General features: G+C 70.0%; 8 protein-coding genes. 5 read left to right on the top strand and 3 right to left on the bottom strand.

Annotated features, from left to right (window positions below; all coding sequences use genetic code 11):
- Nucleotides 1–7: 7 nt before the first annotated feature.
- Entirely contained in the window at nucleotides 8–7,873 is a 7,866-nt protein-coding gene (locus tag ACH414_RS08760; protein WP_398941510.1) for a ricin-type beta-trefoil lectin domain protein, read from the bottom strand.
- Between the two features lie 613 nt (nucleotides 7,874–8,486).
- Between ACH414_RS08760 and ACH414_RS08755 the strand changes: the two genes are divergently transcribed.
- Nucleotides 8,487–11,666: a DNRLRE domain-containing protein gene (locus ACH414_RS08755; protein WP_382537700.1), complete on the top strand. Its 3,180-nt coding sequence runs from the start codon at nucleotides 8,487–8,489 to the stop codon at nucleotides 11,664–11,666.
- Nucleotides 11,667–11,741: 75 nt separating this feature from the next.
- On the opposite strand, the gene ACH414_RS08750 is transcribed toward ACH414_RS08755, so the two are convergent.
- Nucleotides 11,742–12,851: a ferritin-like domain-containing protein gene (locus ACH414_RS08750; protein ID WP_398941285.1), complete on the bottom strand. Its 1,110-nt coding sequence runs from the start codon at nucleotides 12,849–12,851 to the stop codon at nucleotides 11,742–11,744.
- Nucleotides 12,852–12,962: 111 nt separating this feature from the next.
- On the opposite strand from ACH414_RS08750, the gene ACH414_RS08745 reads away from it, so the two are divergent.
- The 4 genes from ACH414_RS08745 to ACH414_RS08730 all read left to right on the top strand — a co-directional run bounded on the left by ACH414_RS08745 (nucleotide 12,963) and on the right by ACH414_RS08730 (nucleotide 16,501).
- The gene (locus ACH414_RS08745; protein WP_382537694.1) at nucleotides 12,963–13,898 is read left to right on the top strand and encodes a diiron oxygenase; all 936 of its coding nucleotides are present in this window, start codon (nucleotides 12,963–12,965) and stop codon (nucleotides 13,896–13,898) included.
- Nucleotides 13,899–13,939: 41 nt separating this feature from the next.
- On the top strand, nucleotides 13,940–14,662 hold the full coding sequence (locus ACH414_RS08740) for a TetR/AcrR family transcriptional regulator (RefSeq protein ID WP_398941284.1): 723 nt from the start codon (nucleotides 13,940–13,942) through the stop codon (nucleotides 14,660–14,662).
- A gap of 25 nt (nucleotides 14,663–14,687) precedes the next feature.
- Nucleotides 14,688–14,975, top strand: coding sequence for a hypothetical protein (locus ACH414_RS08735; protein WP_382537688.1), 288 nt, complete (start codon nucleotides 14,688–14,690; stop codon nucleotides 14,973–14,975).
- A 74-nt stretch (nucleotides 14,976–15,049) separates the two neighbouring features.
- Nucleotides 15,050–16,501, top strand: coding sequence for an NlpC/P60 family protein (locus ACH414_RS08730; protein WP_398941282.1), 1,452 nt, complete (start codon nucleotides 15,050–15,052; stop codon nucleotides 16,499–16,501).
- Here ACH414_RS08730 and ACH414_RS08725 read toward each other — a convergent pair.
- A complete protein-coding gene (locus ACH414_RS08725) occupies nucleotides 16,474–17,709 on the bottom strand; it encodes a styrene monooxygenase/indole monooxygenase family protein (RefSeq protein WP_398941280.1) in 1,236 nt (411 codons plus the stop codon). The genes ACH414_RS08730 and ACH414_RS08725 overlap by 28 nt on opposite strands.
- Between the last annotated feature and the right edge of the window lie 43 nt (nucleotides 17,710–17,752).

Here is a 17,752-nt window from a genome sequence, read left to right as displayed (position 1 = left end):
CCGCTCCTCAGCAGTGCGGGCAGAGACTGCCCAGGATGGAGCCCTTGACGGGCTTCATCTCACCGACCAGTTTCGACAGGTCCGGCATGTCCATATCCCTGCGCACCATCTTGTCGCCCGCCGGGAAATAGAACTTGACCGTGTTCCAGTCGCGCTGGCCGTTCACCAGAGCTCTGGCGATCATGGACATCTCGTAGTCCGTGGCGTGTCCCGCTTCCCCGAACTTGAGACCACGCTGGGCGGCGTCGAAGAAAGTCCCGTGGTCCTGCAACCCCGACATGTTGATGTGCAGGGTCACGTTGGGGTCGGCCACGTCCTTCTCCACCAGCTTGGCGTAGTCCTGCGGCGACGAGCCGGAGTAGGTCGTGAACTTGTTCTCACGCGCCCAGTCGTCGAGCTTGCCGTTCCGCTGCCATCCCAGGGCCGTGTCGCAGTTGTGCACCAGGACCGGGGTGGCACCCGCCAGCACGTAGTACGTGTGGACGTCGGAGACCGTCAGGTTGTGGACGGAGGCCTGTACGGCCGTCCATCGATCGACCGCCGTGATCTGGACCCGGCTGCCGGAGCGGGTCTGCAGCCACTGGCCGGACTGGAGGTCCGTGGCCTTGACCCACTCGCGCAGCTCGGGCACCCAGATCGGGTGGCCGTCGGTCGCGGTGACCTGGGCCGTCTTCGTGCCCTTGGCACCGTCGACGTCCACGGTGATCTTGACCAGGTGCTTGAGGCCCTTGCCCTTGATCTCCGCGGTGACCGTCTCGACGCGGGTCTCCCCGCTCCTCGGGTCGGTCGCGACGACCTTGTCACCGGCCTTGACCTTCTCGATCGGCTTGGCCGAGCCGTCGGCCATCAGCACCTTCGTGCCCGGCACGAAGCTGTTGCAGGTGGCCCCTTCCTCGACCTTGCCGGCACCGCCGTTGCCGCTGGAGCCGCCGTTGTTACGGGAGGAGCCGCCGGACTTGCCGCCGCCTCCGCCACCGGAGCTCTTGCTGGCGCTGCTCTTGCCGCCCGCCCCGCCGTGCGAGGAGGCCTTCGGCGCAGCCTTGGCCTGAGCCTGCTTGTGGACGGGGTTACCCGTCTTCCGCTTCGCGGCGGCCGCTGCATCGGCTCGGCGCTTTGCAGCCTCGGCAGCCTTCTTCTTGGCCCGTTGCGCGGCCTCCTTCTTGGCCTTCTCGATCGCCAGCTTCTTGGCTCTCAAGGCTGCCGCCTCCGCGGCCTTGGCTGCCTTGAGCACGGCCTCGGCCGCCCGCTTCGCGGCCTTGAACGCCTGGATGGCGTCGATGGTGCGGTTGATGGCCTTCAGGACCGACGGAATCTTGCCCAGCTTCGTCCACGGAATGGCGTCCATGATGATGCTGGCGCACGACCACATGTCGCCGCCGAAGCAGGCGATGGCGTCGTTGATGCCGATGAAGTCCTTCAGCGTCTCCCACGCGATCGAAAGGATGACGGACGTGAGCGACTTGCCCTGCATCGCCTTCGCCGCGGCGACCTGCGCCGCCGACAGGCCCGCGCCCGCGAGGGCGGCAGCCTGCTCCGAAGCCGTCAGGACGATCGACTCGCCCGTCGGATCCGAGTACGTGATCGGGTTGTTCTGGGCGTACGCGTACCCGTTGGACTGCTGCGGGTCGTTGATGTCGACGATCGGGTCGGGGGAGATGAAGCGTCCGACGACCGGGTCGTAGAGACGGGCGCCCAGCGGCTGGAAGCCGGAGGCGTCTTCCCTGATCTTGCCCAGGAAGCCCTGGTGGGTCTGGACGTTCTGGGCCGCCGTGTCAGCGCCGCGCTGGTTGCCGAACGGGTCCTGCTTGCGCACCCGGACCGGCTGACCGCTGTAGAGGCCGATCTCGGCGTAAGCGCTGCCCTGGTGGTCGGCGGCCACGGCGACGAGCGTCGCACCGCCGGTGCCGTTGGCGTAGCGCATGACCGAGCCGCCGGGCGACGCGTAGTAGCGCTCGGTACGGACCAGGACGCCGCCCTGCTGGACGGTGATCTGGGCCTCGCCCAGGCTCAGCGTGGCCTGCTTGCCCTGGATGGTGAGCAGGCGGCTCCCGTCAGGGGCGTAGATGTGACGGGTGTCGTTCTGCGGCAGCCACTGCTGGGCCGCGGAGGCGGCGTCACAGGTGGCGAGGACGATCGGCGTCTGGTTCACGTTCGCCGCGCCCTGCACCGCGAAGCACAGGCCGGAGGCGACGTGGGTCAGCTGGCCGGTGGCGTTGCGCTTGAGCTGCTGCGCGGTGGTGCCGTTGCACTTCTGCAGCTGCACCGCGGAGCCCGCGGTGTTCGCGGCAGGCTGGAGGCACCAGTTGTCGTAGACCTCAAGGGTGCCGAGGTTGGCGTCCGCCTGGCCCGGGGCCGGGTCGAAGTGCCAGGCCTGCGCCACCGTGCCGTTGCACGCGTAGAGCCAGACCGGCTGGCCGGCCGCGGCGAGACCCGACTTGAGGTCGAGGCACTTCTGGCCCAGACCCACGTACGGGGTCTTGCCGCCGGTGCCCTGCCCGGTGATCCGGTCGATCTTGCCGTCCGGAGTCCAGCTCAGGTCCTGCTTCTCGCCGTTCTGGACCGAGGTGACCGACTTGGTCTCGCCGGTCAGCTCGTACAGACGCGTGGCCTCGGCCGTGACCTGCGCCCCCGCGGGGGTCTTGTAGGTCTTCGACACCTTGGTCAGCGTGTGCGGCTGCGTCTTGGCCGCGTCCTTGCCGTACGAGTACGTCGTGACGGCGTTCTTGGTGGTGTCGCCGGTCAGGTCGTTCTCGGTCAGCTTGGTGCGGTTGCCCAGCAGGTCGTACTCGTACTCCTGCCAGTAGCCGGAGCCATCGGCGCCCGCGGCGACCCGCATCGTGCCGTCGGTGTTCTTGTTCAGCGTGCCGTCCGCGTTGCGCGGGTTGACACAGGTCGTCTGGTCCTTGGAGGTCCAGGCCGACTTCAGCTGACCGATCGGGTCGTAGACGAAGCACTGGCGCTCGTCGATCCCGACGGACTTCTCCTGGATCGAGGTGACGTTGCCGGCCGGGTCGTAGGTGTACGCCCGGTTCGACACCAGGTTCCCGCCCACGATGCTGGCGGTGTTCTGCTCGCGGTAGACCGACGACTCGGTGAGCGCACCGCTGCCCTCGTCGTAGGAGCTCTGCGTCCACACCCGGTAGGGCTGCGCGCCCAGGGTCGAACGCAGCACCTGACCGTACGGGGAGTACATCGTCTCCGAGCCGTACCAGTCCTTGCCCGAGATGGAGAGCGGCTTGCCGTCCTTGTTGTAGCGGACGACGACCTTCTCGGAGGAGAAGCCGCCGGCTTCGGGAAGGGTGGTCTCCTCCAGCGCACCCGTGTCCGAGTACGCGTAGGTGTAGGTGTAGTCCTTCTTGAAGCCCCACGTGTCGACGATGGACTGCGGAAGGGACAGCGTGGTCGAAGTCGGCTGGTAGTCCTTCGTGTAGCCGTTGACCGACTGGGTGTACAGCTGCCCGTCCGTGTAGCGCTTGGCGGTGGCGGGCATGCCCTTACCGCCGGGAACGGTGTCGTACGTGAACTCCGTCAGCACGGTGCCGTTGGCGTCGTTCAGGCGCTGCTGCTTCGCCCGGGACAGCTCGTCGTAGCTGTTCCAGACCTTGATGCCACGCCCGTTGGTGGTCGTCAGGACACGACCGCGGCTGTCGTACTCGGTACGGCTGGTGCCCGAGTCCGGGTCCGTCGCCGTCTCGACCTGGCCCGCGTGGTTGTACGTCCAGGTCCACGGGTGCGTCGGGTCCGCCGAGGCGGTGGCCTTCACGGCCTCGCCGCGCGCGTTGTACTCGAAGCTCGTCGACGTGAAGCCGCCGGGCGCCGCCGGGTTGAACGTGTCCGTGCGGACGGTGCGGCCGAGCGCGTCGGTCCAGACGCGGTAGGACGAGTCGCCCTCCGGGTGGATGACCTTGGACCAGTCCTCGCCGTACTCGTACTTGGTCGCCCGCTCCTCGAACGCCACCGACTGGGATTCCCCGGTCTGGACGTTCGTGATCTTCCTCAGGTACGGGGTCTCCTTGACCACGCGACCGAGACCGTCGTAGTCGTACCGCGTGATGTTCGGGATCGCGGTGTCGGCGAGCGGGGTGAACAGCTCGCCCGGCTTCGCCTCCTTGGTCAGGTAGGCGTTGTTGGTCTGCCAGACCTCACCGGAGCTGTTGTACAGCGTGTCGGTGACGAGCCAGCCGGCGTCGTTGTCGGCCTCCTCCAGCGACTGCCGCTCACGGCCCATGCCGTCGTACAGCGTCACGGAGGTCTCGACCCGGTCCTCGTAGCCACGCGAGTAGGTCGTGACGAACGGGGGCTTGCGGACCTTCTTGGACGGGTCGTCCGGGTCGGTCTCCTCCGCGGGAATCGTGTAGACCGCGCGGAAGTCCGGCACGACGCCCGCCGCCGGGGCACGCCCCGGTGCCCAGGCCTCGGCCAGACGGCCCAGCGGGTCGTACACAGCCTCGCTGACCAGCCCGTTGGCGTCGGTCGTCTTCAGCGTCACCGCGCGGCCCGGCTCCAGCTCCTGGACCTGGGTGTGGCCCAGCAGGTTGGTCATGGTGACCTTGAAGACCTGGCCGGTCGGCGGTTCGTAGGCGATCGTGGAGGACTTCGGCGACGCCTGGGCCATCTGGTCCGGGTCGGTCTCCTTGATCACACGGCCGACGGCGTCGAAGCCACGGGTGCCGTTGGTCTGGAAGCCCGTGCCCGCGGCGTTGAGCTCCCAGGACTCGGTGGCCAGGCCACGCGTGGTGTCGGCGAGTGCGGTGCCGTAGGCGGTGCCGTCGTAGGCGGTGCGGTTGGCACCGCTGAGGGTCGACAAGTCCGCCCAGTTGGCGCTCGCGCAGAGCGTCGGCGAGACCAGGACCTGCTTGGACAGACCAATGAGGTTCTTGGCGGTCTGGTGCAGGTACTCCAGCTTGGTGCAGGACTCGTCGCCGGTCTTGCCGGTGTCGCCGAGGACCTCGACCTGCGTGGGCAGACCGTAGGTCGGCTCGTAGGTCGTGAAGGTCTTCACCGTGCGCAGGGTGCGCGGGTCGTCGGTGTTGGTGCCGGAGGACTTGGTGTAGGCGATCTCCTCCGGCTCCGTGACGCGCCAGGCCTTCAGCGGGTCCAGGCCGTCGTCGCGGTTGCGCCGGGCCAGCTCGGTGGCCTCGGGGATCGTGATGCTCCGGGTCAGCCAGTTCGTGTCGGCGTCCGTCGCGTTGGAGTACGTGAGCTCCTCGGCGATACGCCCGGCGAAGGGCTCACGGTCGTAGACGGTCGAGCCGTCCTTGGCCGTAATGGTGTTGCCGTGGACGTCCTTCATGGGGACGGTGTCGCCCATGCCGCGGAAGAAGCGGGTGACGGCCTTGGACTGCTTGCTGTGGACCGCCGGGTCCTCGGCGCCGGTGAGCACCGTGGTCTGCTCGAAGCCCGCGAACTGCGACCACGTGCGGGTCGACTTCTTCGTGAACTCGGCCTCGGCGAACTTCCAGCCGGGGTTCTTGTACTGGTACGCCGTCTTCGTCGAGTACGAGCCGGCGACGTTCGGGAGCTCCTCGATGCTGTCCACGACGTACTTGTGGAACCAGTCGATGTCCTCGACCTCGGGGTCCGGGTTCCAGAACGACGGGTAGCAGAGCTCGTTGTTCGCCTTCAGGCCGACGGTGTCCGTCTTCGACGGCAGACCCGTGCCGGAGAGGCACTTGCCCTCGATCGGCTTGTAGTTGACGTAGGTCTCGCCGCCGTACTCGTTGATGACACGCGCGATGCGCAGCCGGGAGAAGCCCGGACGCTGCGGGTTGACCGCCTTGACGCGGTTCGGCATGTCCTCGACGTTCGGCTCGAAGCGCACCGGGTTGAGCGAGACGCTCGCGTCGGTGGAGCCGTTGCGGGCGTAGCCGGTGCGCTGGATGGACTCCAGCCACAGGGCGGTGTTCGGGCCCGTCTTCAGCTCGGCGAAGGACTGCTTGAGCTGGTACTCGTCGACGACCTGACGCGCGGTGGTGTCGGTACGGCGCTGGGCCGAGGTCGTGATCTTGTCCAGACGCTTGCGCGTCCAGAACGACGGACCCGCGTTCCAGCACTTCTTGCCCGACTCACAGCGCAGGTCGACGGGGGTGTCGAACCACGGCCGGTACTGACCGGGATCCTTGGACTTGAAGTTGTCCTCGGTGCAGTTGACGCCGGCAACGGGGTAGCAGCGTTCGGCGACGGTGAAGCCCACACGGGCCGGAGCCGTCGCGGTGAAGATGCTGTCGCTGCGCTGGCCGTAGTAGATGTGCGACAGGTAACCGTCGCGGTCGTAGACGACCGGCGCCTTGAAGTTGAAGTTGCGCGCGTAGTAGTTCTGGTCCTTCTTCCACCACAGCGACATGGCGTTGCCGTGGACGTCCTCGACGTAGTCGAGGCCCCAGCGCCAGCCCTGGTTGCAGTAGGAGTTGGTCCAGTCCGTGGTCGTCGGGCCCTTGTAGCAGTCCTCGCCCGCGTGGTTGCCGTAGACGGGGACCGTGAGCACCGAGTCGGTGGTCGGGTCGTCGGCGGCGGTGCCGTGGTCCGACCAGCCCGGCAGCTTGTTCAGGCCGAAGTGGTACTTGATGCCGTCCTTGGTGGTGACGATCCAGTACTCACCGTCCTTGGCGCCGTTGCCGGTCGCCTGGCCCTTGACCTGCTGGACGACCGAGCCGTCGCCGTTGGCCGTGAACCACTTGTTCTTCGAGGCGTCCCACACCAGCTCGGTGGTCATGCCGCCGAGGGAGAGGGTGGCGTTGTTCGAGCCCCAGCACAGGTCCGCCGTCTTGTGCGTGGAGTTGTTGGAGCCGGCCTTCTTGGAGTCCTGGCGGCAGTTGACGTACGTACGCGTGATGGAACCCGCGTTGTAGTCCCAGCCGTCACCGATCCACGAGGCCTGGTTGTTCGACGACGACGTACGGCCGTCCACCGACTGCGAGGAGTAGGAGAGATTGACCTTCGGCATCAGGCCGCCGGCCGTCTCCGGGACCTGCACCTGGTAGCCGTAGGTGAAGGCACCCGAGGACGAACCCGCCGACCACGAACCCGAGGACAGCAGCGGCGAGGCCGTGAAGTCACCCTGCACTGAGGAGCCGGTGTCGAGCATGCCGACCGCCGAGCCGCCGGCCGCGTTGGCGACCGGCTGGACGCCGTCCTTGAACGAGGCCTTCGTCGGCTTGGCCGTGAAGCCCTCGCCCAGCAGGCTCGCGACCGGCACGGTGCCCGTGACGATCTTGCGGGTCTTCTCGTCCTTCGCCGCGGTGGACTTCGTCGGCGCCTTCGACGCCGGGACGGTCTTCACCGTAGAGCGCAGGCGCTGGAAGTGCTCCTTGCCGTTCTTGACGTCCTTGTCGGCGTCGGAGAACGACATCGGGGTGGTGCCGCCGTCGTCCGCGCAGTCACCCGTGGTCGGGGACGAGTAGACGCACTCCGGCAGCAGCATCAGACCGAAGCGGTCGGCGGCCTGCGGTCCGTAGAGGTCGGCGAAGCCGGTGGTGTCGACGGTCAGGGCGACCTCGGCGGCCGGGTCGACCGTCGCCGGCGGGGTCACCTTCATGACCAGACCGGAGACACCCGCGTCCTGCGAGGTCGTCGTCGGGGCCAGGCCGACGGTCCAGTCGCCCGCGAGGGCGGCCGGGTCACCGCCCGCCGGCACACCGATGGCGATCGGCAGGTTGTTGGTAATGGGCACGGTGGCACCGGGTGTGCTGGTCGCCGTGAGCGTCGCCGAACCCGTACCGGAGGGCCACGCGTTGGCGTTGTCCTCCGAGTACTGCGGAATCTTGGTCTCCTGCGCCAGCGTCAGGTCCTTCTGCGCCGTCACATCGCCTTCGAGCTCCGTGCTCTTCGGCAGCTCCGGCAGGTCGACCGTCGTGGTCGACTCCTCGCGGTTCATGCCCGGGCCGGGAATGGCCAGCGCCTGCCCACCGAGGCTCGTCACCGTCAGCGTGGAGGACAACAGCAGGACGATCGCCGCGCGGCTTCGCCGCCGGCGCCGTCGTTGTGACTCTGTCAGGGCTGGGCGTCCTCGCCCCAGCCATGACAGTGGACTTGAAGCACGCATGCGCGTCGACTCCCACCCTGACAAAACAGACAACGGACGAGGTGCGGAAACACCAAAGGGCACACGCCTGGCTCAGACGTGTGCGTGGGCACTCTCTGTCATGTCCGGTGCTAATTCAAGATCGGTTCCGGCGCCCGACGGGCCGTCAAAGTGATGTCCACCACGGTGCGAACCGTCGCAGACAGCAGCACTGACGACTATTCCGGTAGTCCGGTTGTCTCATCCGAAAGCGACCGTATCGCCACCCCGTAAGCCCTAAACCGGTCTCAGACGCGAGCGGCCGCGACCAGGTTCCGCCTTCACATAACGGATTCATCAAATCCTCATCTGTGGACGCCCCGTTTCGCATGTGTGATCGTGTGCGCGCCTCTCATGCCCCGCGGCCTGCCGTTGGGGCTGTCTGTGCTGTCCTCAGTCCGACTGGTTCACACGGGAGTAGACCGCCGTGACCGCGCCGCCTCGTTTTCTCAGCCCATTCGTGCGCACGCGCACACGGCTGTCATTGACCCTCGGCCTCGTACTGGCCGCCCTCACCGCCGCCCTGTTGCCCTGGTGGCAGCCCGGTGCGGCGCCGACCGTAGTCGGTGGTGGGGCCACCAAGGCCGACACCGCCTCGACCGGCCCCAAGGACAAGGCCACCGCGATGGCCGAGGCCATTCGCACCCGCAAGGAAGTTCTCGTCGATTCCGAGACGACCGCCACCTCCACGACGTGGGCCCGCCCCGACGGGCAGCTGCGGACGCGGATGACGGCCACGCCGACCCGGGCGAAGAACGCCGCGGGCAAGTGGGCCCCCATCGACAACACGCTCAAGCGGTCCGCCAAGGCTCCGCGCGGGCTCGGGATCGCTCCCGCGAACGCCGTCGTTCCGGTGCGCTTCGCAAGCGGCAACGTGGAGAAGGGGCGTGCGAACCGCTCCTTCGTCCGTGCCGCCGCCCCGGGCGAGACGCTGCTCGCCGAGGTCGAGCTCGACGGGCACACCGTCGCCTACACCTGGCCGGGTGCGCTGCCCGAGCCGGTGCTCGACGGCCCCCGCGCCCTGTACTCCGAGGTGTTCCCGGGCGTCGACCTGCTGCTCGTCGCGCGCGAGGAGGGCGGCTTCGCCCAGGTCCTGGTCGTGAAGAACGAGAAGGCCGCGCAGCAGGACGCCGTCAAGAACGTCTCGTACGGGCTGCGTTCCGCCACCGCGACCTTCCGGCAGGACACCAAGGCCAGCCGGGTCCAGGTCCTCGACAAGGCCGGCAAGGAGGTCGGTTCCATCCCGACCCCGTTCGCCTGGGACTCCAGCGGCCGTGACCCCGAGCTGCCCCCGGGCACCCCGGCGCACACCTCCACCGCCACCCCGGCCGACGTCCTCGAACTGTCCGGCCTCACCGGCATCGAGCCGGGTGCCGCCTCCGCGCCGCTCCCGGTCGAGCTGGCCGGCGCGAACACCGGCAGCGTCCGCCTCGGACTCGGCGTCGCCGAGTCCGGGCTCCTCGCCCGCAAGGGCGTGAAGTACCCGGTCTTCATCGACCCGCCGCTCAACACCGGCTGGCAGGCGTGGACGGTCGCGTACAAGCCGTACCCGTCCACCAGCTTCTACAACGGCACCAACTTCTCCTCCGGCACCTCCGACGCCCGCGTGGGCCACGAGAGCGACACCGGCGGCACCGCCCGCTCCTTCTGGCGCATGGGCTGGGACAGCAAGATCAAGGGGTCGACGGTCTCCTCCGCGACCTTCAAGGTGCTGAACAACCACTCCTGGTCCTGCACGGACCGCGAGTTCCAGTTCTGGCTGACCGGGGCCATCTCCTCCGGTACGACCTGGAACGCGCAGCCGAGCTGGTCGAGCGAGATCCAGCGCAAGTCCTTCGCGCACGGCTGGTCGACCTCCTGCCCGGACGACTACGAGTCCTTCAACATCAAGGCCACCGCCCAGAAGGCCGCCGACAACGGCTGGTCGAACATCACCATGGGCATGCGCGCCACCAGCGAGTCGGACACGCAGACCTGGCGCAAGTTCCGCGCCACCTCCGCGACCGTCGAGGCCGTCTACAACACCGCCCCGAACGAGCCCACCAGCGGCTCCACCACCCCCGGCGGCGCCTGCACGCCCGGCCCTGGCGCGGGCATCACGGTCGGCAAGACCAACATCACCCTGAAGGTCACCGCCAAGGACCCCGACAACAACCTCAAGCAGGTCCGCTTCCGCTTCTGGAAGACCGGCGGCACCGTCCCGGCCGGCTGGCTCGTCCCCGCCCCCGCGGCCGGCGGCACCGTGTCCTACACGGTCCCCGTCACCTTCCCGCTGGAGGACAAGGCCACCTACTCGTGGGACGCCCAGGCGCAGGACTCCGCGTCCCCGATGGCCGTCTCCACCAACTACCCGGCGGGCACCGAGCCCTGCCGCCTCACCATCGACGGCTCGGCCCCGCCGCAGCCCGACGTGGACGAGAGCACCACCCCGTTCAAGCGGGCCACCTCCGACGGCGCCACGTGGGCGACGGTCAAGTTCGGCCAGACCGGCCCGATGACCTTCTCCGCGCCGGGCGCGGTGAAGTTCACGTACGCCTGGGGCGGCGTCAGCCCGACCCCGATCAACGCGGACGCCAACGGCAACGCGACCGTGACCGCGCTCGCGCCCCCGAACGCGGGCCCGAACACGCTCCAGATCTACGCGTACGACAGCGTCGGCAACCCGAGCGTGCGGACCGACTGGACCACCTACGTGCCGCCGAAGGACGCGGCCGACGGCCCCGGTGACGTCGGCGGCGACGGCACGCCCGACCTCCTGGTCATCGACCCCAGCGGCAACCTGCGCTCCTACGCGGGCCAGCCGGGCGGCGAGCTGTACGGCAGCCTCGCGGCCGCGTACACCAGCGACAACAAGCTCAACCCGACCGGCCACTGGTACGACGCCACGTCCACGATCGGCAACGGCGGCGCCGCCCTGATCGCGCACTACGACGACGCCTACCCGGGTGACGGCACGACGGACCTGTTCGCCCGCACCCCGGACGGCGGTTTCTACCTCTACCCCGGTGACGGCTACGGCTCCTTCAACGTGGACCAGCGACTGAAGGTCCGCCTGCCGGCGGGTGCCCCGGCGCCGTCCACGTGGACCCAGCTCAAGGCCGTCGGCGACATCACCGGCGACAAGATGCCCGACCTGGCGCTGCGCGCCGGCACCGCGTTCTGGGTGCTCTCCGGCTACTCCGGCGCCAGCTTCCAGACCGCGACGCTCATGGAGGGCACCGCCTGGGCCCGCCGCGACATCGTCAACCTCGCGGACATGGACAAGAACGGCACGCCCGACCTGCTGTGGCGCAACCTGGACAACGGCAACATGTACGTCCGCCACGGCAAGCCCGGTGCGGTCGCCGGCAGCGTCGACCTCGACTCCATCAAGGTGGCCGCCAACGCGGTCGACGGTGACGTCGCCTTCGGCACCGGCTGGACCGACACCAACGTCGACGCGGCCATCGGCATCCCGGACATCAACAAGGACGGGATCCCGGACATCTGGGCCCGCTTCGCGTCCGACGGCCACATGGCGATCTACAACCCGTCGACCACGAACACCAACCCCCCGGTGAAGACGGTCATCTCCTCGGGCTGGGGGGACAAGAAGGCCTTCGGCTGATCCCCGGCCCCCGCACCACACCGAGCCCCCGGCGCCCCCAAGGCGCCGGGGGCTCACCCCTTTCCGGACCGGGACCTACGCGGAGGCCCCGCCCTCCGCGATGGCCCCCGCCACCTCCGCCTCCCGTGCCTCCTCCTCCGCCGCGAAGCGCTCGCGGTCCAGGGCCTCGGCGATCTCCTCGTCCTGGGTCATCAGCAGGTCCAGGTTGGAGTCGCCGAGGTCGAAGACGCCCATGTCGAGGTAGGCCTTCTGCAGGCGCTCGCCCCACAGGCCGATGTCCTTGACGCAGGGCACGATCCGGCTGAACAGCAGCTTGCGGAAGAGGTGCAGGAACTCGCTCTGCTCGCTGAGCTCCTCGGCCTCCTGCTTCGGGATGCCGAAGTTCTCCAGGACCTCGACCCCGCGCAGCCGGTCGCGCATCAGGTGGCAGCCCTCGATGACGAACTCCTCGCGCTCGCGCAGTTCGGCGTCGGTGAGCTGCTTGTAGTAGTCGCGCAGCGCCATCCGGCCGAAGGCGACGTGCCGGGCCTCGTCCTGCATCACGTACGCCAGGATCTGCTTGGGCAGCGGCTTGTCGGTGGTGTCCCGGATCATGCCGAAGGCGGCCAGCGCGAGGCCCTCGATGAGCACCTGCATGCCGAGGTAGGGCATGTCCCAGCGGGAGTCGCGCAGGGTGTCGCCGAGCAGGCTCTGGAGGTTGTCGTTGATCGGGTAGAGCATCCCGATCTTCTCGTGCAGGAAGCGCCCGTAGATCTCGGCGTGCCGGGCCTCGTCCATGGTCTGGGTGGCCGAGTAGAACTTGGCGTCCATGTCGGGCACCGACTCGACGATCCGGGCGGCACAGATCATCGCGCCCTGCTCGCCGTGCAGGAACTGGCTGAACTGCCAGGAGGAGTAGTGCCGGCGCAGCTCGCCCTTGTCCTTGTCGGTGAGCTTGGCCCAGTGGCGGCTGCCGTACAGGGCCAGGGCCTCGTCGGGGGTGCCGAGGGGGTCGTACGGGTCGACCTCCAGCTCCCAGTCGATCCGGGTGGCGCCGTCCCACTGCTTGTCCTTGCCCTTCTGGTAGAGGGCGAGGAGACGATCGCGCCCGTCGTCGTAATCCCAGTTGAAACGGGCTGATCCGCTCGCCGGCACCTGCCAGACGGGCTCCTTCGGGGCGTTCGCATAGAGGTCGTGCGTCGACACGGACGGCTCCTTCCCACGGTTTCCAGCAGGCTCACACGTTGGTAGACGCAGGGTCAACAAGTCGTGCGCGAGGGATTGACGCCATTACTGACGAGGAGTCTTATAAGTTTCATGGCCAGTCTCACCGAGCCCGACTTCGCCCTTCTCCGGGACGCCCTCGGCCCGTTGCGCGACCGCGAGCAGGTCGCCGAGCGGCTCCTGGAGTCCTCCCTCAAGCACTCCTTCGACCCCGAGACCGAACTCGACTGGGACGCCCCCTTCGAGGACGGCAAGTGGTTCTGGCCGCCGGAGCTGGTCTCCCTCTACGGCACCCCGCTCTGGCGGAGGATGTCCGAGGAGCAGCGGATCGACCTCTCCCGGCACGAGGCGGCCTCGCTGGCCTCGCTCGGGATCTGGTTCGAGATCATCCTGATGCAGCTGCTCGTGCGGCACATCTACGACAAGTCGCTGACCAGCAAGCACGTCCGCTACGCCCTCACCGAGATCGCCGACGAGTGCCGGCACTCGATGATGTTCGCGCGCCTGATCACCCGCGGCGGCTCGCCCGAGTACCCGGTGCCGCGGGTCTACCACAACCTCGGCCGGGTCCTGAAGACCGTCTCCACCACCCCGGGCTCCTTCGCCGCGACCCTGCTCGGCGAGGAGATCCTGGACTGGATGCAGCGGCTGACCTTCCCCGACGAGCGCGTCCAGCCCCTCGTCCGCGGCGTCACCCGGATCCATGTCGTCGAGGAGGCCCGGCACGTGCGGTACGCCCGGGAGGAGCTGCGCCGGCAGATGGCGACGGCCCCGCGCTGGGAGCAGGAGTTCACCCGGCTCAGCTGCGGCGAGGCGGCCCGGGTCTTCTCCACCTGCTTCGTCAACCCGAAGGTGTACGAGAACGTGGGCCTCGACCGGCGCGAGGCCGTCGCCCAGGTGAAGGCGAGCGGCCACCGGCGGGAGGTCATGCAGTCCGGGGCGAAGCGGCTGACCGACTTCCTCGACGACATCGGCGTGCTGCGGGGCGCCGGGCGCCGGCTGTGGAAGTCCTCGGGGCTGCTGGCCTGAACGCCCGCCTGAGCCGGCCCGTACGGCGTTACGCTGCGGACATGACGAGTCCCGCCTCGCCCGCGTACCGCCGGCTCAGCGTCGAGGAGCGGAGGCGCCAGCTGCTCGACGCCGCACAGACGCTCTTCGCGCACCGGGCCCCCGAGGACGTCTCGCTCGACGACGTCGCCGAGGCCGCGGGGGTCTCGCGCCCGCTCGTCTACCGCTACTTCCCCGGCGGCAAGCAGCAGCTGTACGAGGCGGCCCTGCGCTCCTCGGCCGACGCCCTGGAGCACTGCTTCGCCGAGCCGCCCGTGGGGCCGCCGACCGAGCGGCTCGCCCGGGTCCTGGACCGCTACCTGGCCTTCGTGGACGGGCACGACGCCGGGTTCGCCGCGCTGCTGCGCGGCGGCAGCGTCGCCGAGACCTCCCGGACCTCCGCCATCGTCGACGAGGTCCGGCGGGCCGCGGCCGAGCAGATCCTCTTCCACCTGGGCGTGGAGCGGCCGGGGCCGCGGCTCGGGATGATGGTCAGGACCTGGATCGCGGGCGTCGAGGCGGCCTCCCTGATCTGGGTCGACGAGGGCAAGCGCCCGCCGGCCCGGGAGCTGCGGGACTGGCAGGTGGACCACCTGGTCGCGCTGCTCGCCGCGACCGCGGCGAGCGACCCGGAGACGCGCGGGGTGGTGGAGCGGCTGCTCTCCCAGGAGACCGCGTCGGGTCCGGTCGGCACCCTGGCCAGGAACGTCATCCCGGTGGTCAGCGAGGCCGCGCACCTGCTCTGAGGCCGGCGGAGGGGACACTGGTGGGGTGAGAAGCGAGAACACCCCCTTCCGCGGCGGCCCCCTCGACGGCCGGGTCCTGCCGATCCTCCTCGGCCCGACCGGCCACCCGCCGAAGTGGTACGAGGTCCCGGTCCCGGCCCACGAGGGCCGGCCGGCGACGGTCCACGCCTACCGTCGCGAGCCGGCCGGGTACGGCAAGCGGCTCGGGCTGCAGAAGGGCTGGGTGTACGAGTACGCCCCGGACGGCCGTGAGCGCCGCGAGATCCGCTGGCCCTGGTCGAAGCCCCGCCCCTCGGCTGCGCCGGAAGAGTGAGCCGGGGGAACACCCCCACACCGGTCCGCTCATCACACTAATCGTCACGCCATCATCCCGATGGAGGTGGTGACGTGTCGGTACGACTGCTGCGCACGGTCTGCACGGGGGTACTCGCGGCGACGACGGCCCTGACGGGAGTGTCGGGGGTCGCCGGGGTCGCGGGTGCGACGGGGACGGCCCCCGGGCCACCGGCGCCGGTGCCGGGCGCGCCGGAGGCGGTGCCGGTGCCGGGCAAGCCGGAGCCGGTGCCGGAGCCCGTGCCGGGCGCGCCGGAGGAGGTGGGGCCGCCGGGCGCGGCCGCCTCGGGCAAGCCGGCGGGCTCCACCGGAAGCGGCCGCGACCCGGACCCCGACGCCGCCGGTGCCACGGACTCCCCCGACGCACCCAGCGGACCCGACGGCCCCGACAGCGCCGACGGCGCCGACAGCCCCGACGCCCTAGACGGCCCCGACGGCCCCCGCACCCCCGGTGCCGCCGGGCCCGAGTCGGTCGGTTCGCTGCTCTCGCGGCTGCGGAGCCTCTACCGGCAGACCGAGCAGGCGACCGAGGCCTACAACGCGGCCGACGAGAGCCTCAAGCGGCAGAGCGCCGACACCCGGCAGGTCGCCGCCCGGCTCGACGCCGCGCGGGCCGAGTTGGCGCGGGGGCGGGACGAGGCGGGGCGGCTGGCGCGGCAGCAGTACCAGGGACGGTCCGAACTCTCCCCGTATCTGCGGCTGCTGCTCGCCCGCGACCCGCAGCACGCCCTGGACCAGAACCACCTGCTCAGCCGCGCCGCGCGGACCCGTGCCGGTACCGTCGCCCGGCTGCAGGGCGCCGAGAAGCGGGCCGCGGACCTCGCGGCCGCCTCCCGCAAGGCGCTCGACCGGCGCACGTCCCTCGCCGCACGGCAGCGCGCGCACCGCGACGAGGTGCAGGGCAGGCTGCGCGAGGTGGAGCGGCTGCTCGCCGGGCTCACCCCGGGGCAGCTGGCCGAGCTGGGCGCCCTGGAGCGGACGCAGACCGCGGGCGCGCAGGCCGAACTCCTCGGCTCCGGCGTCCTCGACGGCCCCCGCACCCCGTCTCGGGCGGGCGCCGAGGCGCTGCGCTTCGCGGTGGCGCAGATCGGCAAGGCGTACGAGTGGGGCGCCGAGGGCCCCGACACGTACGACTGCTCGGGACTCACCCAGCAGGCCTGGGCGAGCGCGGGCCTCGAACTCCCCCGCACCAGCCAGGAACAGTGGCGGACCCTCCCCCGGGTCCCGCTCTCCCGGCTCCGCCCCGGCGACCTCGTCGTCTACTTCCCCGAGGCCACCCACATCGCGCTCTACCTCGGCGACGGCCTGGTGGTGCACGCCCCGCGGCCCGGCGCCCGGATCAAGGTCTCCCCGCTCGCCGCCAACCCGCTCCTCGGCGCCGTGCGGCCCGATCCCGACGGCCCGGCCCTGAAGACGTTCACGCCGCCCGAGCTCCCGGCGGGAGCCACGGACGGCGCGGACGAGGGGTACGGCAGGGATCAGGCGCCGGCGACCGAGGCCAGGTAGGCGGCGGTCTTCTCCGGGTCGAAGAAGAAGTCCTCGAAGTCCGCCGGGTCGTCGAAGCCGTTCGCGAAGCGGTCGGCGACCGGCTGGAGGCCGCCGGCCGCGCCGAGCAGGTTCAGGACGTGCTCCGGCGGCGGCGCGAGCATCGCGTTGGTCCACTTGGTGACGTGCCGGGCGGTCTGCCAGTAGCGCTCGAAGGTCGCCCGCATCCACGCCTCGTCGAACTCGCGCTCGCCGTGCTCGACGATCGCGGCGAGGTACGCCGCGGCGCACTTGGCGGCCGAGTTGGAGCCCTGCCCGGTGATCGGGTCGTTGGCGACGACGACGTCGGCGACGCCGAGGACCAGGCCGCCGCCGGGGAGCTGCCCGACGGGGTTGCGGACGGTCGGGGCGTAGCGGCCGGCCAGGGTGCCGCCGGCGTCGGTCAGCTCGACCTTGGTGGCCCGCGCGTACTCCCAGGGCGTGAACCGCTCCATCAGCTCCAGCGTGAGCGCCAGGTGCTCGGAGGGGTCCTTGACGCCCTGGAAGGCGTCGAGCGGACCGCCGGGGATGCCCTCCCAGAAGAGGATGTCGGCGCGGCCGGAGGTGGTGAGGGTGGGCATCACGAAGAGCTCGCCGACGCCCGGGACCACGTTGCACCGCACCGCGTCGAACTCGGGGTGCTCGGGCCGCGGGCCGAGGCCGTGGACGTAGCTGACGGCGAGGGCGCGCTGCGGCTCGGCGTACGGGGAGCGGGCGGCGTCCCGGCCGAACATGGAGACCAGCTCGCCCTTGCCGGCCGCGACGAGCACCAGGTCGTAGTTGCGGGAGAAGTAGTCCAGGTCGCCGACGGCCGCGCCGTGGATGACGAGCTGGCCGCCGCGCTGGGCGAAGGTCTCCAACCAGCCGGCCATCTTCACGCGCTGGTCGACGGACTGCGCGTAGCCGCGGAGCCTTCCGACCCAGTCGATGGCGCGGCTGCTGTCGGGCGCGGCGACGGAGACGCCGAGGCCCTCGATGCGCGGGGCCTGGGACTCCCAGAAGTTGATGCCGAGGTCGCGCTCGTGCCCGAGCGCGGTGTCGAACATGCACTGGGTGGACATGACCCGGCCGGACCGGATCTCGTCCGCCGTGCGGTTGGACATCAGGGTGACTTCGTAGCCCTGGGACTGCAGACCGAGGGCGAGCTGGAGACCGGACTGACCGGCGCCGACTATGAGTATCTTCCGCATGTGCGACCGACCTTGCGAGGAGACTTGGGGGCTGTTCCGTGGG

The sequence above is a fragment of the Streptomyces sp. NPDC020422 genome (genome assembly GCF_044386705.1).
In the GTDB taxonomy this organism is placed as follows: domain Bacteria; phylum Actinomycetota; class Actinomycetes; order Streptomycetales; family Streptomycetaceae; genus Streptomyces.
Note: the sequence above shows the minus strand (reverse complement) of the source record. Positions and strands in the feature narration are given on the sequence as shown.

Excerpts from the sequence above, each read along its gene's own strand:
- ACH414_RS08725 (WP_398941280.1), bottom strand. The coding sequence starts at position 17,709 with ATGCGGAAGATACTCATAGTCGGCGCCGGTCAGTCCGGTCTCCAGCTC.
- ACH414_RS08745 (WP_382537694.1), top strand. The coding sequence starts at position 12,963 with ATGGCCAGTCTCACCGAGCCCGACTTCGCCCTTCTCCGGGACGCCCTC.
- ACH414_RS08740 (WP_398941284.1), top strand. The coding sequence starts at position 13,940 with ATGACGAGTCCCGCCTCGCCCGCGTACCGCCGGCTCAGCGTCGAGGAG.
- ACH414_RS08760 (WP_398941510.1), bottom strand. The coding sequence starts at position 7,873 with ATGAACCGCGAGGAGTCGACCACGACGGTCGACCTGCCGGAGCTGCCG.